The following is a 25,373-nucleotide window of genomic DNA, read 5'->3' as shown; positions in this document are numbered from 1 at the left end:
CCTTTGCGTTCCGAACAGCCTGCAAGCGTCTCGGCCTCAAGCATATCCGTACCAAGCCCTACACACCCAAGACCAACGGCAAGGCTGAGCGCTTCATCCAGACAAGCCTGCGCGAGTGGGCTTATGCCCGCGCTTACGACACCTCAGACGAACGCGCCGCCGAACTGCCACGCTGGCTTCACCGCTACAATTGGCACAGACCTCATGGCAGTATCGGATCAAAGCCACCCATCAGCAGACTCGGTCTAACCGGGAACAACCTGTTGAGGCTCCACACCTAGAGCCTTTCCGGTTCTGATTGAATCAGCGGGGCGGCGATGGGATCGTTCGCAAGCCGCTTGCCCTGTGTCGCGTATACGCCGCGGTGCCGCACGCCACGCTTCAATCCGAAATGGAAATTCCGCGATTGAGGCTTCGACGGGGCTGCGCGCCATATGGTCACGGGAATAGGTGAACGAGCCCGATGCTAAGGCCCAGCAGGAGGAGCAGCGACAGCGTGACGGCGGCGGTGACCCTTCCGCCCACGGTCGAGAGCACGCGCACGTCGACGCCAAGGCCAAGCGCAGCCATCGAGAGGACAGTCAGGATGGCCGCCGTCTTCGTCACCGGTGCGATCACAAGATCCGGCACGAGCTGGAGCGAGCGCAGGGCTGCGAGCACCAGAAAGCCGATGATAAACCAGGGCACCAGCTTGAATGGGCTGATGGCGGCGACCTTTGTTTGGTCGGCGTGGAGCTTGCGGCGGCGCGCCGCGACCAGCGAGAGGGCAACCACGATCGGCCCCAGCATCAGCACGCGCACAAGCTTGACCAGAGTGCCAATTTGCGTGCTGATGATGCCCGCGGGCACCGTCGCCGCCAAAACCTGCGGAACGGCATAGACGGTGAGGCCCGCCAGAATGCCGTACTGTGTCGCCGACAGGCCCAGCAAGGGGATCAGGAGCGGCAGGCCCAGCACCATCAACACGCCGAGAATGGCGGTGAAGGAGATCGACGAGGCGACATCGTCGCTATTGGCTCCGATCACCGGCGCGACCGCGGCGATTGCCGAGTTGCCGCATATCGAATTGCCGCAGGCGATCAGGATCGACATTTTCGTAGGAAGCCCGAGCATGCGGCTGAGGCCGAAGCTCACCGCGAGCATCGCCGCGACGGTGGCGACGATTGCGCCGATCAAGAGATAGCCGGAGGCCGCGATCGCGCCAAAGCTGACGGACGCGCCGAGCAGCATGACGGCGACCTCGAGCAGTTGCTTGGCGCTGAAGGCTATGCCGGAACGCCAGCGTTGGGATGGTTGCCAGATGGTGCGAATCGCCATTCCGAGCAGGATCGCGATGACCAGTGCCTCGACGTAAGGATGGATGAAGACGTGCTCTTCGAGGCGTTGCGCGCCCAGCGAAACGGCGGTGATGATGCCGCAGAGCGCGACCCCTGGAACGAGGGCCATGCCGCGGCCGAGCATGCCGGGTCGTGGCTTTGCGTCGTCAGAACTGCTTTGGGGTGGCGGCACTTATCCTCCTTGGAGAATAATTTATGCGCCGGACCACGCGGGCTCGCTAGTACATTTTCGGATTGTGCCCATACGGAGACGTTATATCCCTCAACCTGCATTTGCAGGCCTCGGCGGGGCCGTCGTCCCGGTGGCGACCAACGAGGATCAGATCAAGCTGGGCGGTTCAAGGTAGTCCTGCCGCGGTCGCGTTCGAACGGATCATTGGATCGGACGCAGGGGCAACCAACCCGCACAGCGCATGCCGGCAAGATATTAAAGCGAGACGAGCAAGCCCTGCGCCCACGCAACGGCGCGCTCGAAGGAGAGATCGCCCGGTTCGAAATAGACCGCGCGCGCCAGCACGATGACGCCGACAAGGCCCCAGAACAGGCCAATGCCGGCTGACTTCAGCCATTTGGACGCGCCGACCGTCGCAGTCGAAGGATCGACCGCCGGGACCGGCTCTCCAAAGGGATCGAATGCGGGCTGGCTCATGGTTGCTTCCGTTTCGCTAAGGCTAATGTCGCCAATAGCTGCGCGGAAGCAAGGGTAGAGGAATGCCTTTTGTGGCAGCGGCGTGGAAGCTCGTTTTCCGCTGCAGCCCCGGGCTAGGGTTTTCTTCTATCGCCCCTCAGCCCGCGAGAAATCCGCCATCAACGGCGACAACCGTGCCGGTCGCATATTGCGACGCCGGCATGCAGAGAAATGCAACCGCGCCGGCGATGTCCTCCGGCTGTCCCCACCTTTTGAACGCCGTACGATCGGCAATGCGCTGGTAGTGCGCGCGATCGGATCGTCCTGCTGCATTGATCGCCGTCTCGATGTAACCCGGCGCGACCGCGTTGACGCGGATGCCTTCTTCCGCCCAGGCCAGTGCCAGCGCCTTGGTCAGCATGACGACGCCGCCCTTACTGGCGCAGTAGGCGGGAATGCGCGGCAGCGCGAGCGTTGCGTTCATCGATGCGATGTTCACGATCGAGCCTTTGGTGCCGGCAAGCCCGGCCCGAAAGGCCATGCAGGTGCGGAACGTGCCGACGAGGTTGACATCGAGCACCTTTGTAAAGGTCTCGATCTCAAATTCCTTGTCGCGCGCCAATATACCGGCGCAGTTGACCAGCGCATCGACGCGTGCCTGTCGGCCTGCAAACGATGCGACTGCTTCATCATTGGTGATATCGAGGGGAGCCAACTGCAATCCCGGCCGGGGCCGTAGCACGGTGCGCGCGATATCGGCCTCGTCGACGCCGGTGGCGGTTACCGTCGCGCCGAGATCGCAGAACTGATTGGCAATGGCAGCGCCGATGTCGCCCGCGCCGCCAATCACCACGGCGTGGAATCCCGGAGCCAGCGCGAAGGGTGCGTTCATCGGATTGTTCCTTGCTATTTGGATGATCGCGTCGGCGATGCGGTGGACTCCCGGACGATCAGCGAATAGTCGACTTCGTGATGCATGATGGTCTGCTCGCCCGCGAGATGACGCACGAGATACTCGCCGGCGCGCTGCCAGGTATCTCCGGTCGGTACATGGATGGTCGTGAGGCTGGGGCGCAAATGCCGGCTCCAGTCGAGATCGTCGAAGCCGACCACCGACAGATCGTCGGGCACCGAAAATCCGCTGCGTTCGGCCTCCAGCAGCACGCCATAGGCGATAACGTCATTACCGCAAACCACCGCCGTCGGCCGGTCCTTGAGGCCAAGCAGGTAGCGGGCGGCTTCGCGCGCATCGTCCAGCGTATAGGGCACCTCGACATGCCATTGCGGGGGCATCTTGATGCCGTGTTCGGCCATCGCGCGGCGAAAGCCGGCGACGCGGGCGCTCGCCCGATCGTTGTTGCGCTGGAGTGCGGAGACGATTCCGATTCGCCGATGGCCGAGTTCGATCACATGCAAGGCCGCACGGTGTGCGGCGGCTTCATTGTCCGTGCCGACACAGGGATAGGGCCGGTCGGGACGATAGATGCCGACATTGATGAAGGGCACGGAATAGTCGGCAAGCATCTTGCGCAAGCCGTCGTGATGGCAGTCGCCGCGCAGCACGAGGCCGTCGACGCCGCGGCTGACGAGGTTGCGCGCCTGCTCCAGTTCAGCGTCGAGGTCGTAGCCGCTCGTAGTCAGGAACAGCATGTAGCCGACGGAAGAGAGATATTTCTGCAGGGAGGCGATGCCGCGCGCGAACATGGTGTTGTCGATAGTCGGGACGATCGCGCCGAGCGTGCGCGACCGGCGCGACGACAACTCGCGTGCCGGTGCGTGCGGAATATAGCCGACCGTCTCGACGGCGCGCGCGATGCGCGCCCGCAGCGGCGCGCTTACCGAGTCCGGGTTGTTGAGGGCGCGCGATACCGAGGCGGTCGACACGCCGGCCTCGGCCGCCACCGCGCGAATTCCCTGCTTTGCGGATCTTTCCATCACCAAGTCGGTCGGTCGAATGTAACGTTACAATGCAAAGATGGCGGATGGTAGATGGGAAGTCTATCGATATTTGCCTTACATGTTGTATTTTGCGTAAACTTGACAGCAAACCTCATCGGCCTAGTATGTAACCGTTTACAAGAAATCCGGTGAGCCGGAAACAAGGGCGTCAGCCCCCATCAGGGAGGAGACCAATGAAAGCCAAAGCCTTTGCGGCGCGCCTTGCGCTTGCTCTTGTCGCGGCCGGTAATGCTGCCTCGGTGGCCTGCGCCGCTGATTTCGACTGGAAGAAATTCCAGGGCAAGACCGTTACCTTCCTCGCCAACAACAATCCGGTGGCGCAGGCGCTGCTGACGCACAAGGCCGACTTCGAGAAGCTCACTGGCATCACGCTGAAGGTCGACGCCTACCAGGAGCAGCAGATGCGCCAGCGCCTGGTGACCGTGATGAACGCACGCAGCGACGAGGTCGACGTGTTCATGTCCTTGCCGTCGCGCGAGGGCCCACAATTCGCTGCTGCCGGCTGGTACGCCGATCTGACGCCCATGACCAAGGGCGCGGTTGCCGGCGACTACGACTATGCAGGCCTCGGCCGGGCTCTATTGAAGGCGGGGACCTTCGACGGCAAGCTCACCAGCATGCCGATGAATATCGAAGGGCCGATCCTCTATTATCGGACTGACATTCTGAAGAAATGCGGCGTCGAACCACCCGCAACCATCAAGGACATCGAGCCGGCGGCGAAGAAGCTGAAGGCGTGCGACACCAATATCACGCCATTCGTCTCGCGCGGCCTGAAGCCTGCGATCGCCTATACCTTCAGCAACATGCTGCACAACATAGGCGGCAACTACATCGCTAACGGCAAATCCAACCTCTGCTCGGCCAAAGGCAAGGAAGCGCTCGAGACCTATAGCGGCCTGCTCAGGGATTACGGACCGCCCGGCGTCGTCAATTACAGCTTCCAGCAGATCTCGGCGCTCTATCGCAGCGGCCGCGCGGCGATGTCATTCGAATCCTCGAACGAGCTGCGCACCGTGATGGACGGCGGCGAGCGGCTGAAGGACACTGCGCTTGTTCCGTTCCCGGCTGGCGAGGCGGGCCAGGTCCCGACAGCGATCGGCTGGGGCATGGCCGTCTCCGCCCACAGCAAGCAGCCCGAGGCTGCCTGGTATTTCGTACAATGGGCAACGAGCCCGGAGATTCAAAAGCGCATGGCGCTGCAGGGGATTGCGCCGCCGCGCTCTGCAGTTGCCAACGATCCCGCCTATCGCAGGTGGATTGAGGAAGAGCCGGTGCGCAAGCAGTGGCAGGCCGCCCTCGACGTCCTTGCTGCGAAAGGCTCGTCTGAGGTCGGCTATCCCATCGTCGCGAATCCGGAGTCGCGCGAATTCATTGGTCAGGCTGTGCAGGATCTGATCCTCAAGCAAAAGACCGTCGATCAGGCCTGCGCCGACGCCGACAAGGCGCTCGATGTCCTGATCGCACAGAAGTAGCGCATGAGGCGTCGACGGCATTGCCGCGGTCGACGCCTTTCCGTTCCAGATTTAATCCGGGAAAACATGCAGGCATGTCCGAGGCTGCCGCTACATTTACTGAAGATCGGCAGAGGTTAGAGCTGGCCGCACTTTCGGCGCCGGCGGTGATCTTCACCGTCGCGATGATTGCGTTCCCGGTCGTCTATACGGTCTGGCTCGGGTTGCACAGCTTTTCCTCCACCGGCAAGCAGTCGTTTGTTGGGCTAGCGAACTATTCAAGGCTGCTCGCCGATACCGAATTCTGGCACGGACTATGGGTGACGATTGCGCTCTACGTCCTCTCGCTGGTGCTGCAACTCGTGTTCGGTGTGTGGCTGGCGCTGGTTCTTTTTCACGCCAAACGCCTTCCGGGCATCGTACGCTCGCTCTTCATCTCGCCATTCATGATGCCGCCGGTGGTCGCCGGCATGATGTGGCTGGTCATCCTCGATCCGTCGCTCGGCGCCGCCAACTACATCCTGCAATCCCTAGGGTTGCCGCCGTCGGAGTGGTTGGCATCCCCGGTCTGGGTGATCCCGACGGTTGCCCTGATCGACACCTGGCAATGGACGCCCTATGTCGCGCTGATCGTGCTCGGCGGTCTGCAGTCGCTGCCGCCGAGCGTTTACGAGGCGGCGCAGATCGATGGCGCCTCGGCGTTCAAGACGTTCCAGCGCATCACGTTGCCGCTGCTGTTGCCGACGATCGTCACAGCAACGATCCTGCGCAGCGTCGATCTGCTGCGCTTCTTCGACATCATCTACATCACGACCCAAGGAGGCCCCGGCAACGCGTCGAACACGCTCAACATCTACGGCTTCCGGGTCGGCTTCGAGTTCTTCAACATCGGCTATGCGAGCGCGCTCATGTTGACGTTGACCGCGATCGTGTTCGGCGCGGTGCTGGCATTCAACCGCCTGCGTGGCGCAGTGGCCTGGTGAGGTGAGGTGAAGCCATGACCGACGCACCGATCACCGATGCCTGGATCCGCCGCCTCAACCTGCTTCAGCTCGTGGTCGCCGGCATCATCGTGCTGACGCCGACGCTCTGGATGGTGCTGTCCTCGCTGAAGCCGTCATTCGAGGTGACCGCCTATCCGCCGACCCTGATATTCGCGCCGACGCTCGAGAACTATGCGCAGCTTACGAAAACGACGCCCTTCCTGAGCTACGCGATCAATAGCCTGATCGTCACCATCGGCTCAACCGCCCTTGGCCTGTTGTTTGGAATTCCCGCGGCGTTCGCCGTATCGTGGACGCGCATTTCATGGCCGGCGATACTGACGCTGGCGGCGCGTATGGCGCCCGGAACGCTGTTCCTGCTGCCGTGGTACGTGATGTTCCGCCAGGTCGGCATGATCGGCTCCTACACCGCGCTCATCCTGAGCCATGCCGTCATCACGCTTCCGATCGTCATATGGGTGCTGCTACCGTCGTTCGACGGCATCCCGCGCAGCGTCTTTGAGGCAGCACAGGTCGATGGTTGCAGCGTCACGCGCATCCTCTGGCGGATCGCGCTGCCGCTGGTTGCCTCCGGCGTCGCGGTGGCATCCATCCTGGCCTTCGTGTTTTCCTGGAACTACTTCCTGTTTGCGCTGGTGCTCTCGAACGGCGACAGCAAGACACTGATTGCAGCCGCATTCAATTTCATCGGCGAGGGATCGACGCAATGGGGCGCGTTGATGGCCGCCGCAACGCTGATCGCGCTACCGCCGCTGATTTTGGCCGCCCTGGTTCAGCGCTGGCTGGTATCCGGACTGACGCTTGGCGCAGTGAAAGGCTAGGATTGGATGAACGTCGTTCCGCAACCGAATTCGATCATGCAGGCTGCCGTGTTCCACGGCGGCGACCGCATCACCATCGAGCGCATCGCAATGCCGGAGGTGGCGATCGGCGAGGTGCTGGTGCGAGTCTCGCGAACCGCGCTGTGCGGCTCCGATTTCAAGCTCTGGCACAAGGGCGCCGAGTTTACCGCGGGCCATGAGATATTCGGTGTGGTCGAGCAGCCCGGCCATCCCATGCACGGCAAACGTTGCGCCGTCTACATCCCGCTGCATTGCGACCGCTGTGCGGCTTGCCAACGCGGCGATACGCAGATGTGCCTGGAGATATCGAGCCTGATCGGCTGGAACAGACCGGGCGGTTATGCCGAATACGTGCCGGTCCCGGAAAATTGCCTGCTGCCGGTACCTGACGACATCGAAGACAGTCTGGCGCCGCTTCTGCTCGACGTGATCGGCACGTCAGGTCATGCCGTGCGTTTCGTCAGCCGTATTGTGCCGCCGCAAGAGGCGGGGCCGGTTCTGGTGATGGGCGCCGGGCCGGTTGGGCTTGGCGTGGTGCTCGCGCTCCGCAGTCTCGGCTATCGCGACATTCATGTCGCCGATCCCAATGCGGCGCGCCTCAAGATCGCGCAGTCCTTCGGCGCAAAGGCGCACCCGGTCGGTGATACGTCGCGGCGCTTCGCGCTGATCATGGAGTGTTCGGGCGCGCACGCGGCCCGTAATCTCGGCATCGAGCTCGTGTTGCCGCGCGGAGCACTGGTGCTGGTCGGTGAGAACGCCGCGCCCTGGACGATCGAGGAAGGCAAGGTGTTCCGGCGCAAGGATTTCTACATGATCCGCACGTTCTACTTCCCGATCAGCGATTTCGAGCCCAACGTGGCCTTGCTGCGCCAATACAAGGAGGAATATCGCGTCCTGGTCGACGGCGAATTCGGCCTCTCGGCACTGCCGGAGAATTTTGCGCGATTCGCCCAGGGCGAATTGATCAAGCCCGTACTGGCGCTGGGCTAGCGTTCATGGCCTCGATCTCGATCCGCAATCTCGTCAAGCGTTACGGCAGCTTTACCGTCATTCCCGATCTCAATCTCGAGATTGCGGACCACGAGTTTGTCGTTTTCGTCGGTCCGTCCGGATGCGGCAAGTCGACCTTGCTGCGGATCATCGCCGGTCTTGAACCGATCAGCTCCGGCGAGCTCTACATCGGCGACAATCGCGTCAACGGCGTTCCCGCCGCCCAGCGTGATATCGCCATGGTGTTCCAGGATTACGCGCTCTATCCGCACATGCGGGTCTACGAGAACATGTCCTTTGCGCTCGAGCTGCGCGGTACGCCGAAGGCCGAAATCAATGCGCGGGTCAAGCGCGCGGCGACCTTGCTGCACATCGAGCCCTATCTCGACCGCAAGCCGAAGGAATTGTCTGGCGGGCAGCGGCAGCGTGTGGCGATGGGTCGCGCGATCGTGCGCAATCCAAAGGCCTTTCTGTTCGACGAGCCGCTATCCAATCTCGACGCCAAATTACGCGGGCAGGTGCGCGCCGAAATCAAGGCGCTGTCGCAACAGCTTAAGACTACGATGGTCTTCGTCACGCACGACCAGATCGAGGCCATGACCATGGCTGACCGCATCGTGGTGATGCAGAGCGGCACGGTTCAGCAATACGACACGCCGGAAGCGGTCTATGAGCGGCCGTCCAACCAGTTCGTCGCGGGCTTCATTGGTTCGCCGGCGATGAATTTCTTTCCGGTCGAATTACGTGGAGAGCAGATCGTCTTTTCGCAGGGTGGGACTGACGCGCCGCTCGACGCGAAGAGCCGCGATCTGTTGCGCAAGGCCGGCCATGGCGTATTCGGAATCCGTCCCGAGCATTTTTCGGTGACGGCAGATGCTGCCGGAGCCGTGGCGGTGACGGTGAGGCTGGTCGAGCCGCTTGGCTCGGACACGCTGATTCATTTCGATCTGGCCGGCGCGTCGGCGATCGCGCGGGTCGATCCCTCGCTGCGGCCGAAGGTCGGCGATCGTCTCAACCTGCGTCCGCAGCCCGGCAGGGCGCATCTGTTCGACGGCAGCAATGGCCAGGTGCTGCGGTGAACGAGCACGCCAATCCCGCGACGCCGACGAGGTTGGCCGACATGGTCTCCAAAGACATGGCCTCCAAAGCAAAGCGCGCGCGTGTGATCTGCCTCGGGCTCTCGGCGCTTGATCAGATCTGGCGCGTCGACCAAAGGTTTTCAGGCGAAAGCGAAAAGATCAGGAGTCTCGACTATTCCACACTGGGCGGTGGCATGGCCGCAAACGCTGCGGTCGCCATCGCGCGCCTCGGCGGGTCCGCTGCTTTCTGGGGCCGTGGCGGCGATGACGCCGCCGGGCATGAGATGCGGTCAGCGTTATCAGCCGAAGGCATTGATGTTGCGAATTTCAAATTGTTTCCCGAAGGCCGCTCGTCGGTCTCCGGCGTGATCGTCGACAAGTCCGGCGAACGGCAGATCGTGAATTTTCGAGGGTCGTATCCCGAGCGAGCCGATTGGCTACCGCTCGATGCCGTTGCAGGCGCTTCCGCCGTTCTTGCCGATCCGCGCTGGCCGGAGGGAGCTGTTGCGCTGTTCGGCGAGGCGCGTGCACTGGGCATTCCGACTATCCTCGACGGCGATGTCGCCGAAGCCGCCATATTCGAGCGCCTGCTTCCGCTCACCGATCACGCGGTATTCTCCGAACCCGCGCTTGCCACCTTCATGGGGTCGGCCGACGGCGCGGCGCTGGCCAAAGTTGCGCGCTTCAATTGCCGCATCGTCGCGGTCACCCGCGGCCATGAAGGGGTGAGTTGGTACGAAAATGGCAGCCTTAAAAATCAGGCCGCATTCCGCGTCAAGGTCGTGGACACGACAGGCGCCGGCGACGTCTTTCACGGCGCCTATGCCTTTGCGGTCGGTATGGGTCTCGCCGTGCGCGATGCGATGGAGTTCGCTGCCGCCGCGGCGGCGTTGAAATGTGAGCATTCGGGCGGACGCGCCGGAATTCCCTCGATCGAAAGTTGTCTTGCATTCATGAGGACGAACCAATGAGAACAATTGGAAAGAACCGCGGGCTTGCGCGTCTGGCCGATGCGGAAGGGCACTTTCGCATGGTCGCGCTCGACCAGCGGCCGCCGCTGTTTGAGGCCATAGCCCAGGCGAAAGGCATCACCAGGGACCAGGTCGAGTATGCCGATGTAACCGCGGCCAAGCGGCTTCTGGTGGAGGCGCTGGCGCCACACTGCAGCTCGATGCTGTTTGATCCGAATTTTGCGGTGCCCGCGGCCATCGACCTATTGCCGGCTCGCTGCGGCCTCATCATGACGCTCGAGGAGCATCGCGTCGAGGAAACTCCGGGTGGCCGCAAGTCGCGGGCCATCACCGATTGGAGCGTGGAGAAGATCCGCGCGATCGGCGGCGATGCGGTGAAGGTGCTCGCCTGGTACCGGCCAGATGCCGATCCTGCCGTCAACGACCATCAGAAGCGCTTCGTGCGGTCGGTCGGCGAGGACTGCGCGCATCATGACATCCCTTATGTGCTCGAGCTGCTGGTATACCCCTTCCTCGGGAGCGCCAACCACACCGCCGACTACGTGGAATCGCCGGGCAAGCTGCCGAAGCTTGTCATCGACAGCGTGCAGGAGTTTGCGAAGCCCGAATATGGCGTCGATCTCTTGAAGCTCGAAAGTCCGCTTGCGGCCAACAGCCTGCCGCCGCGCGATGGAAGCGCTGCGTCCAAAGCTGCGCAGAAGGAGTTCGAGGCAATCGGCGACATCTGTCGCCAACGCAACATCCCCTGGGTGCTGCTGTCAGGCGGTGCGGCACCGGAAAAATTCGAGCGCGTGCTGGACTACGCCTACGCCGCCGGCGCCGGTGGCTTTTTGGCCGGCCGCACGATTTGGCTGGATGCCGTGCGCAGCCATTTCCCTGATCGCGCCGCAGTCGCCGCCAGCCTTCGCAAAGACGGTGTCGGCGTGCTCGAACGGCTCAACACGCTGACCAAGGCCAAGGCAAAGGCCTGGACAGCGCGCTTTCCCGGCTTCAGCGAAATCAGGCAGGAAGGTGATTTCGCGAGAGCGTACTGACTTTCGGGTCCTGACATGACGTCGCAACCATTCACCGTCCGTAATGTGCAGGCCTTCTGCTATCGTTACCCATTGTCGACGCCAGTTGTTACCTCCTTCGGCAGGATGCTTGACAGGCCGGCAGTATTCGTTCGTGTGGAAGACACTGACGGCAATGCCGGCTGGGGCGAGATTTGGTCAAACTTTCCATCGGTCGGAGCCGAACATCGAACGCGACTCGTCAACGAGGTGCTGGCGCCCGCGACATGCGGGCGCACAGTCGGGGCCCCCCAGGAAATCTTTGAGGCCCTGACAGAGGGCACCGCCGTGCTGGCGCTGCAATCCGGCGAGCCTGGTCCGTTCGCGCAGGCGATAGCCGGAATTGATCTTGCGATTTGGGATCTGTTCGCGCGGCGGCGGAAGCTGCCACTGTGGCGGTTGCTTGGTGGCAACGGCAAGACGATAAGGGTCTACGCCAGCGGAATTAATCCGACCGGCTCGCGGCAAGTGGCGGAATCGGCCATTAAGCGTGGGCACCGCGCACTGAAACTGAAGATCGGCTTCGAACTGGCGACAGATCGCGCCAATCTGGCGTCGCTACGCGATCTGGTGGGCGACGGCGTACTCGCAGCGGATGCCAATCAGGGCTGGTCGCTGGTCCGTGCGCTGGAGATTGCGCCGCATCTGCGCGAGTTCGATCTTGCTTGGCTGGAAGAGCCAATCCGTGCCGATCGGCCGTGGCGGGAATGGCAAAAATTGCGTGAAAACGTCGGCATCCCGCTGGCGGCCGGAGAGAACATCGCGAGCCGCGCGGGGTTTGAGCAAGCGCTCGGTGACAACGTGTTACGCGTCGTGCAGCCCGACATCGCCAAGTGGGGTGGCCTGACCATGTGCGCAGGTATCGCGCGCGACATCCTGGCGTCAGGCAAGACCTTCTGCCCGCACTATCTCGGCGGCGGAATTGGCCTGCTCGCATCGGCGCATCTGCTTGCCGGGATCGGTGGCGATGGTCTGCTGGAAGTCGATTCAAACAACAACGTGCTGCGCGACCGACTTTGCGGACCGCTCATCAACGTAACGAACGGAACCGTGACCCTGGGCGAAGAGCCGGGATTGGGAATCGAGCCGGATCTGAGCCCGATCGAGCAGTACCGGACCGCTTGATCCGACGGGGCCGCATGCATCTCGTTCGGATAGAGCAGCGCTTTCATTTCGCTCTATCGTAACTTACGCCGGTAACTTCGCTGCCCACTTCTTCGCCCAGACACCAAGAGGAACAAGAAGGGCATAAAGTTCATGTCCAGTCGGTGTAGCGCGGTAACCCTCCTGCGAGTGCTCGACCAAGCCTGCTTCGCGCAGTTCTTTCAGGCGCGAATTGAGAACCGTGGGCGAGATCGATTCGCAACGCTCTTGCAGTTTGCGGAATGTGCAGGGTCCGCCATTGCTGAGATTCCACAGAACGCCCAGTGTCCAGCGTCGCCCCAACAGGTCCAGGAGCGCCATGACAGGGACGCCTGTCCGCGAGCCTCGGACAGGTCTCCCAGGTTTTGGTGTTTGGCTCATAGGCATGCTCGCTACTAAATAGGTAGCATTCCCTCTGTCAAGCGTTAGGGATGACATCCGCGTCAGGTGTGCTTGTCGAGGCGGCGCTTGAGCAGGGTCAGATGCTGCAGCAGATCCGATTGCGCGACAGGTGAGAGTTCGCCAATCAGCGCGATGACCCATTCCTCATGTCGGCGCGCCATCCGGCCGAATTCCTTAGCGCCTTCCTGTGACAGGCGCAGGCGGAAGGTGCGGCGGTCTTCGGAATCGACTTCTCGATGGATAAAGCCGTCGGCTTCCAGTTTCTGCACGAGCGCGGTGATGGCGCCGTTCGAGACCATCAAGAGCTCGGAGACTTCAGACATGGTCGCGCCCGCCGGCTTGCGCGCGAGCTGCGCCAAAAGGTCGAAGCGAGCCAGCGTGGTGTTGAACTCCTTGCGCAGCCGTGCGTTCAGCGCCTTCTCGATCCGGGTGGAGCAGGAAAGCAGCCGCAGCCAGATGCGCAATTCGAGATGCGCGCCGTCGGATTCGTGCGCCGGCTCGCCTGGGTGCAGTGGTTGCATGCGCGCGCCCTTGGCGGATCGAGCCTTTCGTTTGACCGTGGCGTCCATAGCTGGCATCTCACCCCAAGCTAGATGGAAATCGACCCGATGCTGGCTCCGCCGCAGACATAGAGCGTCTGCCCGGTGATGAAGTCGGCATCCGGTGAACTGAAGAAACTGACCGCACGGGCGACGTCGGTGGACTTGCCGAGGCGGCCGAGCGGAATCGACTGTGCCAGCTTCTTGGCGCGCTCGGACTCCGGCGACATCACGCTCTCGAACATCTCGGTATCTCCGATCGGGCCCGGCGCGACGACATTGACGGTGATCCCGAACGGGGCGAGCTCGAGTGCCCAGGTCCGCGCCATGCCGATGATGCCCGCCTTGGTGGCCGAATAGACGGTGCGCGTGGCGGCGCCGAGCGCGGCGCGAGAGGACAATAGCACGATGCGGCCGAACTGCGCCTGCTTCATATTCGGTAGCGCCGCTTGCGTCAGCGCAATCCCGGCGCCGAAATGGAGTTGCGCCAAGGCGCCGACGTCCTCGTCGTCAACCTCTTCCAGAGGCTTAGGCCGAATAGCGCCGGCATTGTGCACGACATGGGTGATTGCAAAACTCGCGGCGATTTCCGCCGCCACCTGGCGCGTTGCCGTCGCATCGAGCAGGTCGACCTCGCGCGAGGAGAGTTTTGGATGGCTCCAGTCCGGCTTGCGCCGCGACAGCGAGATCACGTCATAGCCCTCGGCGAGCAGGCCGCGCGCGATCGCAGCGCCAATGCCGGTATTACCGCCGCTCACGATCGCCGTGTGGTGGACCACGTTCATCCTCCCTCACATGAAGAGCTGGATGTTGCCGAAGGCAGCATCGCAATTGATCAGGTCGACACGCTTGAGCTTGATCTTCAGCCTGCCGTTCTCGACGCTGAGATGATGCGTGGCCCAGGCCGCATAGAGCGTCTGCTCGTCCATGCGGGTCTCGATGTAATGCATCGGGGTCCAGGTGACATAGTTGTTGGCGGCAGGATCGCGCGAATCCACCTGCGGCGTCTGCAGCACATGATGGCAGCGGCTTTTCGGCTTTTGGCTGAATGTCCGCGCGCCCTTGAGTCGTTCGACCCGGATCGAGAGCAACAGCTTGTCCTCATACATCAGCGAGCATGTCAGCCGCGGATCGGTTTGATTCCATTCCAGTGGCATCCAGTAGAATGCGTCGTCGGCGTAGAGATTGAGCCATTCGTCGAAACGCTGCTGATCGATAAGCCGCGCCTCGCGAACCACGAAGTCGATCAACTCCTGGTCGGTGGGAATCGCATTCTTTACTTGAGCCTCAGTGACCATGCTCATGTTACATCCCCATCGTCATGAACTTGGTCCACGCACGGAACTGATGGCGCATCGGCCACTCGCTGGTGCCGTTAACCGCTACGTTGGTCTGCCCGGCTTCGTCGGGGCTGTAGAGGCGCTGGAGGTTCACCCATTCATTGCCGTTCGAGTGCAGGCCCTCCTGCGCGCGTTCATACATTTCGAGGTCGTCGTGGCCGACGATCGAGGTCGGCGCGTTGATCAGCCGGTTGTACATCAGCGTGCGCTCGAGCAGCATGTCGGGCGCATCGACGAGCTGGAACGTCCAGGATTCGACCAGCGTCTTGTTGGCTGCGATCGGCTTGAAGTGCCGCAACAACTGGATCGGACCCTTGATCATGATGTTGGGGAAATAGACCGTGTTGTGCCGGTTCTCGCCGAGGATCGCCTTGGCGCGTTCTTCGCCATAGGCCGCTTTCATCTTCTCGAAATAGCCGGGCACCGCCGAATAGTCGGAATGGATCGAGTGGTGCACGCCGGTGTGGCCGTGGCCATTGTCCCAGATCCGGATACCCATATTCTCGAAGAACTCGTAGGGGCTCATGAAGGGAGCGATGATCTCGACCGCCATCGGCTTCTTGGTGCCGGGCGGCGCCTTCTTCCAGACTTCGACCACGGTCCCGGCAGAGGACTCATGCGCGACCATCGGATGGCAGGTGTCGGTCTGGTTTTCCACCAGCATCTTCCAATTGCAATTGTGCATGTAGCGCAGCACGCCGCCGGCGACCTTGAGCTGGCCGACCGGCGAGCGGTCGATCATGTTGTCGAAGCTCGACAGGCTTTCACCGAAGAATTCCTCGAAGTCGAGCCCGCCATCATTGATCTTGGCGAATACGAAGCCGCGATAGTTGCGGACATGGCGGACCGGCGCCATGCCGCTTGCCGCATGGCTCTGCTCGAAGCCGGTGTTCTCGTAGCCCTTCTTTAGTGGGATAGCGAGCAGCGAGCCGTCGGTCCTGAAACTCCAGGCATGATAGGGGCAGCGGAAGAACTTTCCGGCATTACCGCAGGTCTCGGACGTGATGCGCGTGCCCTTATGCGGGCAGCGGTTGTGCAGCACCTTTACCGTCCCGTCAGTGTGGCGGACCAGCAGGATCGGCTGGGTGCCGATCGTAGTGCCGAAATAATCGCCGGGATTGGGGACCTGGCTGTCATGGCCGACATAGACCCAGCTATTCGGGAACATGTGCTCCATCTCGAGCTGGAACACTTCCTCGCTGACATAGACGTCGCGGTGAACCTCCTGGTCGCGGACCAGGTCGCGAATGGCCGCGACATTGCCGGCATATCGGGTCATGCGTTTCTCCATCACAGGTCGAGCACGAGTCGCTTGGTCTTCGCGCGCGAAATACAGATCTGCATCACCTTGTTCGAGGCCTTCTCGCTGTCGCTCAAGATGTAGTCGCGGTGATCGGGAATGCCCGCGATCACCGTGGTCTGGCAGATGCCGCAATCGCCGCGCTTGCAGTCATGTATCGGGTCTTCGCCGGCCTCGAGCAGTACGTCGAGGATGGTCTTGCCGGCGGGAATCTCATAGACGCGCCCGCTGCTCTTGAGTTCGACCTCGAAAGCCGAGTCGCCGGACTTCTCTTCGGGCGCGGTGAAGATTTCGAAGTGCAGCCGTCCTTGCGGCCAGTTCATCCGCTTCGCCAGCGCGATGGCTGCTTCAATCATCGGCAGCGGTCCGCAGAGATAGAGCGGCACGTCCGGTGCGAGCCGGCTCATCAAGCCCTCAAGGTCGAAGAAGCGACCGGCTTCGTCGTCGGCGTGGATGGTCGCGCTGGCGCTAGCCAGCCGCTCGATGTCGCCGAGAAAGGCGAGTTCGCCGCGGCTGCGGCCGGCATAATAGAATGAGAACGGCCGCTTCGCCGCGTTCAATTCGCAGGCCATCGTGAGCAGCGGCGTCACGCCGATGCCGCCCGCGACAAGTGCCACTTCGCCCGCGCCGGCTCGAAGCGGAAAATTGTTCGCCGGTGGCGAGATCGTCAGGCGATCGCCGGTCTTGAGGCCGTGCATAAAGCTGGAGCCGCCGTGGCTCTTGCTTTCCTGCAGCACAGCGATGCGATAGGCGGTCGGATGTTCGGCCGCGCGCGGCGACGCCGTTTCGATCAGCGAATAGGAGCGACGGCCGACATCAGGCAGATGGACGTCGATATGGGCGCCGGCGGACCAGCCCGGCATCGGCGCACCGTTGACGCGCGTCAGCACGAATTCGCGGATGCGCGACGTGAGCGCCTCGGCCTTCGACACCACGACTTCGAATTGATCCATCCTCAGGCGTCCTCGAACAGTGTCTCGACGGTGCGCAAGGCGCCGTCGAGTTCGGCGCCATCGGCGTCCTTCAGCGCCACCTTGGTCAGCCGCTGCACCCATTCGGCGGCATCTAGCCGGCCCGCCAGGCGCTCGGACGCAAGCATGACCTTGTCGAACTTCGATTCACCGCGTGAATGCGTATCCGAATAGCCGCCGACGAGACGGCGAGCCTCACACACGGCGGTCGCGAGCGCCGGATCGGTCCCGGCGAATTTCCGGACGCGCTGCACCCACTCCTCGAGATGGCGCATCTCGCGCGCGTGCCGCAGCGTGCGCCGTCGCAAGCGCCGCAGTCCGGCCACGCCGTACAGCAGCAAGAACGCCGACGGCGCGGTCGTGCGCAGTTTACGTCCACGATCGATCAGCCGGGCCAGCCGCTGGCTACGCTCGACTTTTTCGCCGAGAATTGGCGGCAGGAGCCCCGCCATTTCCTCGATCCGCGGATGGAAGAACTCGGTGATCGCGAGAATCTGATCGTCGCCGGCGCGGACCTCGCGGCGGACCCGGTCGAATCGTCCCGCTCGCGTCTTCAGATCCGCCACGCGGATCACGTCGTCATAGGCCATTGCGACCGCGAGATACTTTGCAAAAGCCTGCAGCAGGCCGGTCGCCTCGCGCGGCATCGCTTCGAGCCGGTCGAGATATTCACTGCCGTATGCGACGTCCTGATAATCTACCACGCGCTGCAGACCGGCGGCGACGATGCCATGCACCTCCGGCGGCAACTGCCGCGCTCGCGCGATCAGCGCGTCATAACCGGCGTGGCCGATTGCTTCGAGGCGTGGAAAATGTTTTGCGAGCGGCGGCTTCGCCACAGGCTTGATCTTGGGATCCTGCTTGACCATGGCGCCGGCCCGTTCGCGGCCGGCGGCGAAGGCGCGCAAGCTGGCATCGACACCGACGCCTGCGGCCCGGATCGTGGCTTCAAAATCCTCGGTGGCAAAGGGCAGAGCGTCGGAGCCCGCGAGCGCGCCGAACAGCACCGAGGAGACCACGCTGCCGGTGGCGTCGGCGATTTCAGCCATATCGAAGGCGATGAAGCGGTTGGCGGCGACATTCGCCGCCTCGTAAACCTGCGCCGCATCGGCGGTGCCGTCGCCGGGCGCGGTCTTCTCGATCACGGCCAATGAGCGGTGGGACGAACCTATCAACAGCGTGCGATCAGGCGAGACCAGCCCGCGCAGGATGGCGCGGCCAGCTTCCATCAATTCGGCGCCGATCACGATGTCGACCTTGCCCGGCGCCGGCATCAGCGACAGCACGGGGTGGCGGTCGGGCTTGCTCGTGTCGGGCGCGATCATCTCGATGTAGTAGATCGTGGCGCCGGTGCGCTGGGCGACGCCGGGCACCGATGTCGATTGCGCAAACCAGCCACGCCGCTCGGCCAGTGCCACGATCCAGTCCACCAACACGCCGCCGCCTTGGCCGCCCATCGCGAGCACCGCAACGGTGATCGGACGAGCCTGACTAAGCGCGATGGAGGAGGGCGCGACCGAACCGTTCATGCCGGCTCCTGCTCGAACGTGAGGCGGCGTCCGGCGCGCCAGCGCTGCAAAGCGCCGATCATTCGTTGCCAGAGGCGATCGAGCCGCGCTTCGAACGGGGTCGGATTGGAAACGATGTCGGCGCGATAGAATGAGGGACACAAGACAGCCGCGTCCGCGACCTCGCCGCAATGGCCGCAGCCGACGCAACTATCGTCGACGGCGGCGACCGGATTGTCCTTCAGGGGATCGCTGGTCGGCTTTACCGACAGCGAGGGGCAGCCGGACAGGCGGATGCACGCGTGGTCGCCGGAACATACGTCCTCATCGACACCGAAGCGCTCGCGCACGATGCGCTCGCCGCGCTTGGCGGCGGCGGCGACCAGCGGTTTCACGCGGCGCTGCTTGTTCAGCATGCACTCCGACGAAGCGACGATGATCTTCGGGCCCTTTTCCTCCGTTGTCAGCGCCTCGCGGAGCGTGTCGCGCATGCGCGTGACATCGTAAGTGCGGTCGATCTGGCGCACCCATTTGGCGCCGACGCCCTTCACCGCCTCGACGATCGGGTGCTTGGTCGAACGCGAACGGTTCTCGGCGCGAGAGGAGGGGATGTCCTGGCCGCCGGTCGCGGCGGAATAGTAATTGTCGACCACGACGATCACGCCATCGTGCTGGTTGAAGACGGCGTTGCCGACGCCGCTGGTCAACCCGTTGTGCCAGAAGCCGCCGTCGCCCATCATCGAGATCGACCGCTTGCCCGCAGGCACATTGAAGGCGGAGGCCGAGGCCGGGCCGAGCCCGTAACCCATGGTGGTGGCGCCGATATTGAACGGCGGCAGGATCGAGAACAAATGGCAGCCGATATCGGCGGCGATGTGATGCGGTCCGAGTTCCTTCTCAACCAGTTTCATTGCAGAAAAAATCGGCCGCTCGGGACAGCCGGTGCAGAAGCCGGGCGGGCGCGGCGGCACCACGTCGGCGAGCACGCGGATTTTCTCATCGACCTCAGTGCGGTCGATGTTCGGTGCGCGCGCGGCATCCGACAAGGCATCCGGGCGCCAGCGGCGGATGAAAGCGCCGATCGCTTCGCCCATGACTTGTGCCGTGTATTCGCCGGCCATCGGGAACAGGTCCTTGCTGTGCAGCTTGGCCGGAATGTCGGCATTGCGCAGGATCTTGTGCAACGCCTGCTCGATGAACTCGGGCTGTCCTTCCTCAACCATCAACACCGCCTTCTTGTTGCGGCAGAAGTCGATCACCTCGCGGTCCACGATCGGGTAGGTCACGTTCATCACGTAGAGCGGTACGCGTGTCTCGCCCCAGATATCGGCAAGCCCGGCCTCGCGCAGGGCTGTGATGACGCCGTTATACATGCCACCCTGCATGATGATGCCGATATCGTCGATGTCGCCGTCGAAGGTCTCATTCATGCCGCGGGCGTGGATGAACTCAACCGCCGCGGGCCAGCGATGCTCGACCTTCTCCTTCTCGTGCAGGTACGAAGCCGGCGGCAGCACGATACGGTTGGTGTCGCGCGACGGCCGTTCGAGCGCGCGGGACAGCGGAAAGGCGGGGCGGACGTTGTCGCGGGTAGCGAAGCGGCCATGCACATGGCAGGCGCGTATCCGCACCTCCAGCATCACGGGCGTATTCGACGCCTCGGACAGATCGAAGGAATCGTGCACGGCCTTGACGATGGACGCCACGTTGGGCCGCGGATCAACCAGCCAGAGTTGCGACTTCATTGCAAACGCGTGCGAACGCTCCTGCATGATGGAGGAGCCTTCGCCGTAATCCTCGCCGATGATGATGAGCGCGCCGCCGGTCACACCGCCCGAGGAGAGGTTGGCGAGCGCGTCCGACGCGACGTTGATGCCGACCGGCGCCTTGAAGGTGACCGCGCCACGGACCGGATACATCACCGAGGCAGCCAGCGTTGCCGCGGCGGTGGCCTCGCTGGCGCTGGATTCGAAATGCACGCCGAGATCAGAAAGAATGTCCTGCGCGTCCGACAGCACGTCCATCAGATGCGAGATCGGCGCGCCCTGGTAACCGGCGACATAGCTGACGCCGCATTCCAGCAGCGCCTTGGTAATGGCGAGGATGCCCTCGCCGCGAAATTCCTGGCCGGCGCCGAGCTTCAGGTCTTCCACCTCGCGCGCGAAAGAGCGTTCTGCCATGCTCGCCTCCTGAGGGCTCGCCCGGAACTCCGGATGACCAAATATAATTTTAGACATCAAACAAAAATGATGTCAATCGGACCCGCGAGCTCTGAGGTCGCAAAACGCTTCACGCGCATTTGAGCGCGTCTTCTAGCCTATTTCGTAGACTTCGTGCACATGCTCCGGGCTTCCGATTGGCGGCCGGTTCGCTTGACAGGATATTTTAGCCATGAAACATTATTGAGGCGCGCGTTGCACTTGGCGAGCGCGCGCAAAACCGGCCTTTGCGGGAGACTGACATGACTCCGGTTTCGCCATTACGCGGGCCGTCGCGCGAACACCTTGCGTGGCCGTTCTTCGATTCCCGCCACAGCGAATACGCCGCCGCGCTCGACGCATTTGCAGCCGATCTTGGCGATACGCATGGCCATGATGTCGATGAAACTTGCCGTTCGCTGGTACGCCAGCTTGGCGCCGCCGGATTGCTTGAGGCGTCGGTCGCAGACGATCGGCCCGATGCGGTGATCGACTCGCGGCTGATCTGTCTCGCCCGCGAAACGCTGGCCTGGCACAGTGGGCTCGCCGATTTCGCATTTGCGATGCAGGGACTTGGAACCGGAGCGGTGGCGATTGCCGGGTCGCCCGAATTGCGCGCGCTGGTACTGCCCAAGGCGCGGCGTGGCGAGTGGATTGCCGCCTTTGCCTTGTCGGAGAAGGAGGCCGGTTCCGACGTCGCTGCCATGAGCTGCAGCGCACGCCGCGAAGGCGACCACTACATCCTCGATGGCGAGAAGACCTGGATTTCCAACGGCGGCATTGCCGACGTCTATACGCTGTTTGCGCGAACCGGCGAGGCGCCGGGCGCGCGGGGCATTTCGGCCTTCGTGGTGCTGCCGGATGATCCCGGGTTTTCGATCGCCGACCGTATCGACGTGATGGCGCCGCACCCGCTGGCGACGTTGCGTTTCGAGGGCTGCCGGATTCCGGCGGCGCGGCTGTTGGGTGCGCCGGGCGAAGGTTTCAAGATCGCGATGCGCACCCTCGATATCTTCCGCGCATCGGTTGCAGCCGCCGCGCTGGGTTTTGCCCGCCGCGCGCTCGATGAGGCGGTGGCGCATGCCCTGTCACGGCGGATGTTCGGCGGCGTGCTGGGCGACCAGCAATTGACGCAGGCAGCCCTAGGCGACATGGCCGCAGGCGTCGATGCCAGCGCGCTTCTCACCTACCGCGCGGCATGGCGGCGCGACGTGCAGAAGGCTTCCACGACCCGTGAAGCGGCAATGGCCAAAATGGTCGCGACCGAAACCGCGCAAGCGGTGATCGACCGCGCCGTACAGATGTTCGGCGGCCGCGGCGTGCGCTCGGGCGAAGTCGTTGAGCAGCTCTATCGCGAGATACGCGCGTTGCGCATCTATGAAGGCGCGACCGAAGTCCAGAAACTCATCATCGGACGTGACGTCCTGAAGGCGGTCTAGCCGAACGGCCGTTCAGTTGCGTCCTGCGCTACGGGAGTATGAAATGTTCGAGGTCTTGCAACCACCCGGTTGGGCCAAGCCGAGGGGGTACGCGAACGGCATCGCCGCGCGCGGCAGGATGATCTTCGTCGCCGGCCAGATCGGCTGGAACGAGCAATGCAGGTTCGAGTCCGATGATCTGGTGGATCAGATCGGCCAGACCCTGAAGAACGTCGATGCGGTTTTGCGCGCCGGTGGTGCTACGCCCGAGCACGTGGTGTCGATGACCTGGTTCCTGCTCGATCGCAAGGAGTATTCGGCGCGCCTGAAGGAAATCGGTGTGGCCTATCGCGGTGTCATGGGTCGGCACTTTCCGGCCATGACCGCGCTGCAGGTATCGGGGTTGGTCGAGGATCGTGCCAAGGTCGAAATCCAGGCGATCGCAATGATACCTGACTAGATGAATTGACAACGCGACGCCGGAAGCGGCGCCAACTCACAGGAGGGCGACATGGCAACGAAAGCGCGTGAAAACCACCGGGAAGATGTGGCCGGGCGGGCCAATGTCGAAGACACCCCTGAATTGCTTGCCTACTATGATGAGCTCGAACGCCTGGAGGCGGGCGCACTCTGGACGGTCGCGAACAAGATCGAGCCGTGGCAGCCCAAATCGTCCTCCGTTCCGGTGCTGTGGCGCTATGAGGACCTCCGCGCGCACGTGCTGCGGTCCGTTGAACTGGTGTCGCCCGAAAAGGCCGGGCGTCGCGTCATCTATCTGAACAATCCCGGCCGCCGCGAGCACGCCGCCGCGGTCGGCTGGCTCTATTCCGGCCTGCAGGTGATGCACCCGGGCGAGGTCGCATCCGCCCACGCCCATTCGGCCTCGGCGCTCCGCTTCATCATGGAAGGCGAGGGCGCCTATACGATCGTCGACGGTCACAAAATGACGCTCGGTGCCAACGATTTTGTGCTGACGCCGAACGGCACCTGGCACGAGCACGGCGTCTCCAGCGACGGCACGCCCTGCATCTGGCAGGATGGCCTCGACATTCCCCTCGTCAACACGCTCGAAGCCAATTTCTATGTGGTTCATCCCGACCTGCAGCAGAGCGTCGGCTATCCCGTCGACGACATGGCGCATAGCTGGGGCAATCCCGGCCTGCGCCCGGCGGGCGCCGAATGGTCCAAGGGATATTCGCCGCTATTGAAATATGAGTGGGCCCCGACCTACGAGGCGCTACAGCGTTACGCCAAGGCGACCGACGGCTCGCCCTATGACGGCGTTCTCATGAACTACGTCAACCCGCTGACCGGCGGCCCGGTGATGCAGACGATCGGCGCGTCGATGCAGATGCTGCGGCCGGGCGAAAGCACGCGCGCGCATCGTCACACCGGCAGTTTTATCTATCAGGTCGCAAAGGGGCGCGGTCATTCGATCATCGACGGCAAGCGCTTCGACTGGAAGGAGCGGGATATCTTCTGCGTGCCGTCCTGGGCCTGGCATGAGCATGTGAACGCCTCCGCCAGCGAGGACGCCTGTCTCTTCACCTTCAACGATCTGCCGGTCATGAACGCGCTCGGCCTCTATCGCGAGGAAGCTTTTGGCGACAATGGCGGCCGGCAGCCCCCCGTATCCTAGGAGAGCATCGTGCGTCTTGTTACCTATCGCAGCACCGTTGAAGCTGCCGCCCGTCTCGGCGCGGTTGTCGGCGATCTCGTTGTGGACGTCGAGAAACTGGGCCAGCATACCGGGGTTTCCCTTCCCTCATCGATGCTCGACTTCATCGATCTCGGACCGCCAGCCTTGGCGGCGCTCAAGAAGATACTGAACGAGGGCAGGGATAACTGGCCAGTCGGCGCTGCGTTGCCGCTCGCAAACGTCAGGCGGCTCGCGCCGATACCGCGTCCGCGCAAGAACATTTTTGGCATCGGCCTGAATTATGTCGAGCACGTCGCGGAATCCTCGCGCGCCCTCGACACCGCAAAAGACCTGCCCAAGCAGCCGATCATCTTTTCGAAGCCACCGACCAGCATCATCGGACCGGACGAGGCCATTCATCACAACAAGGCGATCACGCAGCAACTCGACTGGGAGGTCGAGCTTGCTGTTGTGATGGGGCGAACCGCACGGCGCGTGTCCGAAGCCGAAGCGCTCGGCTTCGTGTTCGGCTACAGCGTGATGATCGACGTCAGCGCCCGCGACAACCGCCGCGCCGGCCAGTGGATCTACTCCAAGGGGCAGGACACCTACGCGCCGTTCGGGCCGTGCATCGTCACGGCGGACGAAATCACCGACCCACATGCGCTCGATCTCTGGCTGACAGTGAACGGCGTCGAGAAGCAGCGTTCCAACACCCGTTACATGCTGTTCAAGGTACCGCTCCTGATCGCCGACATTTCGGCCGCGATGACGCTGGAGCCAGGCGACATCATCGCCACCGGCACGCCCGAGGGCGTCGGGGCCGGCCGCTCTCCGCAGGAATGGCTGTGGCCGGGCGATGTGGTGGAAGCCGAAGTAACGGGTATCGGCCGGCTGCGTCATCCGGTGGTCGCGATCTGAGAGGCTGGCATGATCTTCGATATGGAGACGCTGGAAGCGCAGAATCGCTACAAGATATTGACGGCCACGGTGACGCCGCGGCCGATCGCCTGGATCACCACGCTCTCCGCGAGCGGCGTGATCAATGCAGCGCCGTTCAGCTTCTTCAACGTGATGGGGCATGAGCCGCCGACCGTCGCGATCGGACTTCTGGCAGGTTCGCAGCGATTCAAGGACACGGCTGCGAACATCCTCGATACCGGGGAATTCGTCGTCAATCTCGTCGCCGAGCGCAACGCCGAGGCCATGAACATCACCTGTATCGACGCGCCGCCCGAGATCGACGAGCTGGCGCTGGCCGGACTGACCCCGGCGGCCTCGCAGGCAGTGCGCCCGCCGCGCATCGCGGAAGCGCCGGTGTCATTCGAGTGCCGGGTGCTCACGTCGTTGGTGACAGGACCGCGACAAACGGCCGTGATCGGTCGTATCGTTCGCGCCCATGTCGACGATGCGGTAATTCTGGACAAGGAGCGCTGTCACATCGACACGCAGGCGCTGAGGCTGATCGCCCGCATGCACGGCAGCGGCTGGTATGCGCGCTCCACCGACCTGTTCCAGATCGATCGGCCGAGCTGGGCGACGTGGCAGCAAAAGAGTGTCAAGGCGGAGCCTGCGTGACAGGATTGCCGGTACGCCAGG

At 63.0% G+C, this 25,373-nt stretch carries 26 protein-coding genes; 14 read left to right on the top strand and 12 right to left on the bottom strand.

From position 1 onward, the window contains the following. Nucleotides 1-281, top strand: a 281-nt coding sequence (locus tag YUO_RS45370; protein ID WP_028351102.1) for an integrase core domain-containing protein, incomplete at its 5' end; no start/stop codon positions are given. Nucleotides 282-438: 157 nt separating this feature from the next. On the opposite strand, the gene YUO_RS0133160 is transcribed toward YUO_RS45370, so the two are convergent. The 4 genes from YUO_RS0133160 to YUO_RS0133145 all read right to left on the bottom strand — a co-directional run bounded on the left by YUO_RS0133160 (nucleotide 439) and on the right by YUO_RS0133145 (nucleotide 3,900). Beyond that, on the bottom strand, nucleotides 439-1,461 hold the full coding sequence (locus YUO_RS0133160) for a YeiH family protein (protein ID WP_051379759.1): 1,023 nt from the start codon (nucleotides 1,459-1,461) through the stop codon (nucleotides 439-441). A 303-nt stretch (nucleotides 1,462-1,764) separates the two neighbouring features. Then, entirely contained in the window at nucleotides 1,765-1,986 is a 222-nt protein-coding gene (locus tag YUO_RS0133155; protein WP_028351100.1) for a hypothetical protein, read from the bottom strand. Nucleotides 1,987-2,122: 136 nt separating this feature from the next. Further along, nucleotides 2,123-2,857, bottom strand: coding sequence for an SDR family NAD(P)-dependent oxidoreductase (locus YUO_RS0133150; RefSeq protein WP_028351099.1), 735 nt, complete (start codon nucleotides 2,855-2,857; stop codon nucleotides 2,123-2,125). A 14-nt stretch (nucleotides 2,858-2,871) separates the two neighbouring features. Continuing rightward, nucleotides 2,872-3,900: a LacI family DNA-binding transcriptional regulator gene (locus YUO_RS0133145; RefSeq protein WP_035728164.1), complete on the bottom strand. Its 1,029-nt coding sequence runs from the start codon at nucleotides 3,898-3,900 to the stop codon at nucleotides 2,872-2,874. Between the two features lie 197 nt (nucleotides 3,901-4,097). On the opposite strand from YUO_RS0133145, the gene YUO_RS0133140 reads away from it, so the two are divergent. The 8 genes from YUO_RS0133140 to YUO_RS0133105 all read left to right on the top strand — a co-directional run bounded on the left by YUO_RS0133140 (nucleotide 4,098) and on the right by YUO_RS0133105 (nucleotide 12,441). Next, complete coding sequence (locus YUO_RS0133140; RefSeq protein WP_028351097.1) at nucleotides 4,098-5,399, top strand: ABC transporter substrate-binding protein; 1,302 nt, start codon at nucleotides 4,098-4,100, stop codon at nucleotides 5,397-5,399. 74 nt (nucleotides 5,400-5,473) lie between these two features. Beyond that, nucleotides 5,474-6,361 (top strand): carbohydrate ABC transporter permease, encoded by an 888-nt coding sequence (locus YUO_RS0133135; protein WP_028351096.1) that lies wholly within the window; start codon nucleotides 5,474-5,476, stop codon nucleotides 6,359-6,361. 14 nt (nucleotides 6,362-6,375) lie between these two features. Then, on the top strand, nucleotides 6,376-7,203 hold the full coding sequence (locus YUO_RS0133130; protein ID WP_028351095.1) for a carbohydrate ABC transporter permease: 828 nt from the start codon (nucleotides 6,376-6,378) through the stop codon (nucleotides 7,201-7,203). Between the two features lie 6 nt (nucleotides 7,204-7,209). After that, nucleotides 7,210-8,214 (top strand): alcohol dehydrogenase catalytic domain-containing protein, encoded by a 1,005-nt coding sequence (locus YUO_RS0133125; RefSeq protein WP_028351094.1) that lies wholly within the window; start codon nucleotides 7,210-7,212, stop codon nucleotides 8,212-8,214. Nucleotides 8,215-8,219: 5 nt separating this feature from the next. Beyond that, on the top strand, nucleotides 8,220-9,293 hold the full coding sequence (locus YUO_RS0133120) for an ABC transporter ATP-binding protein (RefSeq protein ID WP_028351093.1): 1,074 nt from the start codon (nucleotides 8,220-8,222) through the stop codon (nucleotides 9,291-9,293). Continuing rightward, nucleotides 9,290-10,264: a sugar kinase gene (locus YUO_RS0133115; protein ID WP_235782912.1), complete on the top strand. Its 975-nt coding sequence runs from the start codon at nucleotides 9,290-9,292 to the stop codon at nucleotides 10,262-10,264. Before YUO_RS0133120 ends, YUO_RS0133115 begins: the two co-directional genes overlap by 4 nt. Further along, nucleotides 10,261-11,298 (top strand): tagatose 1,6-diphosphate aldolase, encoded by a 1,038-nt coding sequence (locus YUO_RS0133110; protein WP_028351091.1) that lies wholly within the window; start codon nucleotides 10,261-10,263, stop codon nucleotides 11,296-11,298. The genes YUO_RS0133115 and YUO_RS0133110 overlap by 4 nt, the downstream gene beginning before the upstream one ends. A gap of 15 nt (nucleotides 11,299-11,313) precedes the next feature. Then, complete coding sequence (locus YUO_RS0133105) at nucleotides 11,314-12,441, top strand: mandelate racemase/muconate lactonizing enzyme family protein (RefSeq protein ID WP_028351090.1); 1,128 nt, start codon at nucleotides 11,314-11,316, stop codon at nucleotides 12,439-12,441. A 63-nt stretch (nucleotides 12,442-12,504) separates the two neighbouring features. On the opposite strand, the gene YUO_RS45365 is transcribed toward YUO_RS0133105, so the two are convergent. From YUO_RS45365 to YUO_RS0133070, 8 genes are all read right to left on the bottom strand, one after another. Continuing rightward, nucleotides 12,505-12,780 carry a winged helix-turn-helix transcriptional regulator gene (locus YUO_RS45365; RefSeq protein ID WP_347335957.1) on the bottom strand — a complete coding sequence of 92 codons (276 nt, stop codon included), beginning with the start codon at nucleotides 12,778-12,780 and terminating at the stop codon, nucleotides 12,505-12,507. Between the two features lie 122 nt (nucleotides 12,781-12,902). Continuing rightward, a complete protein-coding gene (locus YUO_RS0133100) occupies nucleotides 12,903-13,382 on the bottom strand; it encodes a MarR family winged helix-turn-helix transcriptional regulator (RefSeq protein ID WP_028351089.1) in 480 nt (159 codons plus the stop codon). A gap of 68 nt (nucleotides 13,383-13,450) precedes the next feature. Continuing rightward, entirely contained in the window at nucleotides 13,451-14,185 is a 735-nt protein-coding gene (locus YUO_RS0133095; protein ID WP_028351088.1) for an SDR family NAD(P)-dependent oxidoreductase, read from the bottom strand. A 6-nt stretch (nucleotides 14,186-14,191) separates the two neighbouring features. Next, entirely contained in the window at nucleotides 14,192-14,704 is a 513-nt protein-coding gene (locus YUO_RS0133090) for an aromatic-ring-hydroxylating dioxygenase subunit beta (RefSeq protein ID WP_235782911.1), read from the bottom strand. Nucleotide 14,705: 1 nt separating this feature from the next. Then, entirely contained in the window at nucleotides 14,706-16,019 is a 1,314-nt protein-coding gene (locus tag YUO_RS0133085; protein WP_028351086.1) for an aromatic ring-hydroxylating dioxygenase subunit alpha, read from the bottom strand. A gap of 11 nt (nucleotides 16,020-16,030) precedes the next feature. Then, the gene (locus tag YUO_RS0133080) at nucleotides 16,031-16,993 is read right to left on the bottom strand and encodes a PDR/VanB family oxidoreductase (protein WP_028351085.1); all 963 of its coding nucleotides are present in this window, start codon (nucleotides 16,991-16,993) and stop codon (nucleotides 16,031-16,033) included. A 2-nt stretch (nucleotides 16,994-16,995) separates the two neighbouring features. After that, the gene (locus YUO_RS0133075) at nucleotides 16,996-18,540 is read right to left on the bottom strand and encodes an indolepyruvate oxidoreductase subunit beta family protein (RefSeq protein WP_028351084.1); all 1,545 of its coding nucleotides are present in this window, start codon (nucleotides 18,538-18,540) and stop codon (nucleotides 16,996-16,998) included. After that, the gene (locus YUO_RS0133070) at nucleotides 18,537-20,699 is read right to left on the bottom strand and encodes a thiamine pyrophosphate-dependent enzyme (RefSeq protein WP_028351083.1); all 2,163 of its coding nucleotides are present in this window, start codon (nucleotides 20,697-20,699) and stop codon (nucleotides 18,537-18,539) included. Before YUO_RS0133070 ends, YUO_RS0133075 begins: the two co-directional genes overlap by 4 nt. A 281-nt stretch (nucleotides 20,700-20,980) precedes the next feature. On the opposite strand from YUO_RS0133070, the gene YUO_RS0133065 reads away from it, so the two are divergent. From YUO_RS0133065 to YUO_RS0133045, 5 genes are read left to right on the top strand one after another with little or no spacing between them, the layout of a single operon-like run. Next, entirely contained in the window at nucleotides 20,981-22,156 is a 1,176-nt protein-coding gene (locus tag YUO_RS0133065) for an acyl-CoA dehydrogenase family protein (protein ID WP_028351082.1), read from the top strand. A 43-nt stretch (nucleotides 22,157-22,199) separates the two neighbouring features. Then, on the top strand, nucleotides 22,200-22,595 hold the full coding sequence (locus tag YUO_RS0133060; protein WP_028351081.1) for a RidA family protein: 396 nt from the start codon (nucleotides 22,200-22,202) through the stop codon (nucleotides 22,593-22,595). A 51-nt stretch (nucleotides 22,596-22,646) separates the two neighbouring features. After that, on the top strand, nucleotides 22,647-23,774 hold the full coding sequence (locus YUO_RS0133055; RefSeq protein WP_028351080.1) for a cupin domain-containing protein: 1,128 nt from the start codon (nucleotides 22,647-22,649) through the stop codon (nucleotides 23,772-23,774). 9 nt (nucleotides 23,775-23,783) lie between these two features. Further along, nucleotides 23,784-24,695 carry a fumarylacetoacetate hydrolase family protein gene (locus YUO_RS0133050; protein ID WP_028351079.1) on the top strand — a complete coding sequence of 304 codons (912 nt, stop codon included), beginning with the start codon at nucleotides 23,784-23,786 and terminating at the stop codon, nucleotides 24,693-24,695. Nucleotides 24,696-24,704: 9 nt separating this feature from the next. After that, on the top strand, nucleotides 24,705-25,352 hold the full coding sequence (locus YUO_RS0133045; protein ID WP_028351078.1) for a flavin reductase family protein: 648 nt from the start codon (nucleotides 24,705-24,707) through the stop codon (nucleotides 25,350-25,352). The last annotated feature ends 21 nt before the right edge of the window (nucleotides 25,353-25,373 follow it).

This window comes from Bradyrhizobium murdochi, from assembly GCF_000472965.1.
GTDB lineage: Bacteria > Pseudomonadota > Alphaproteobacteria > Rhizobiales > Xanthobacteraceae > Bradyrhizobium > Bradyrhizobium murdochi.
The sequence above is the reverse complement of the archived record's forward strand: the minus strand, read 5'-3'. Positions and strand labels throughout refer to the sequence as shown.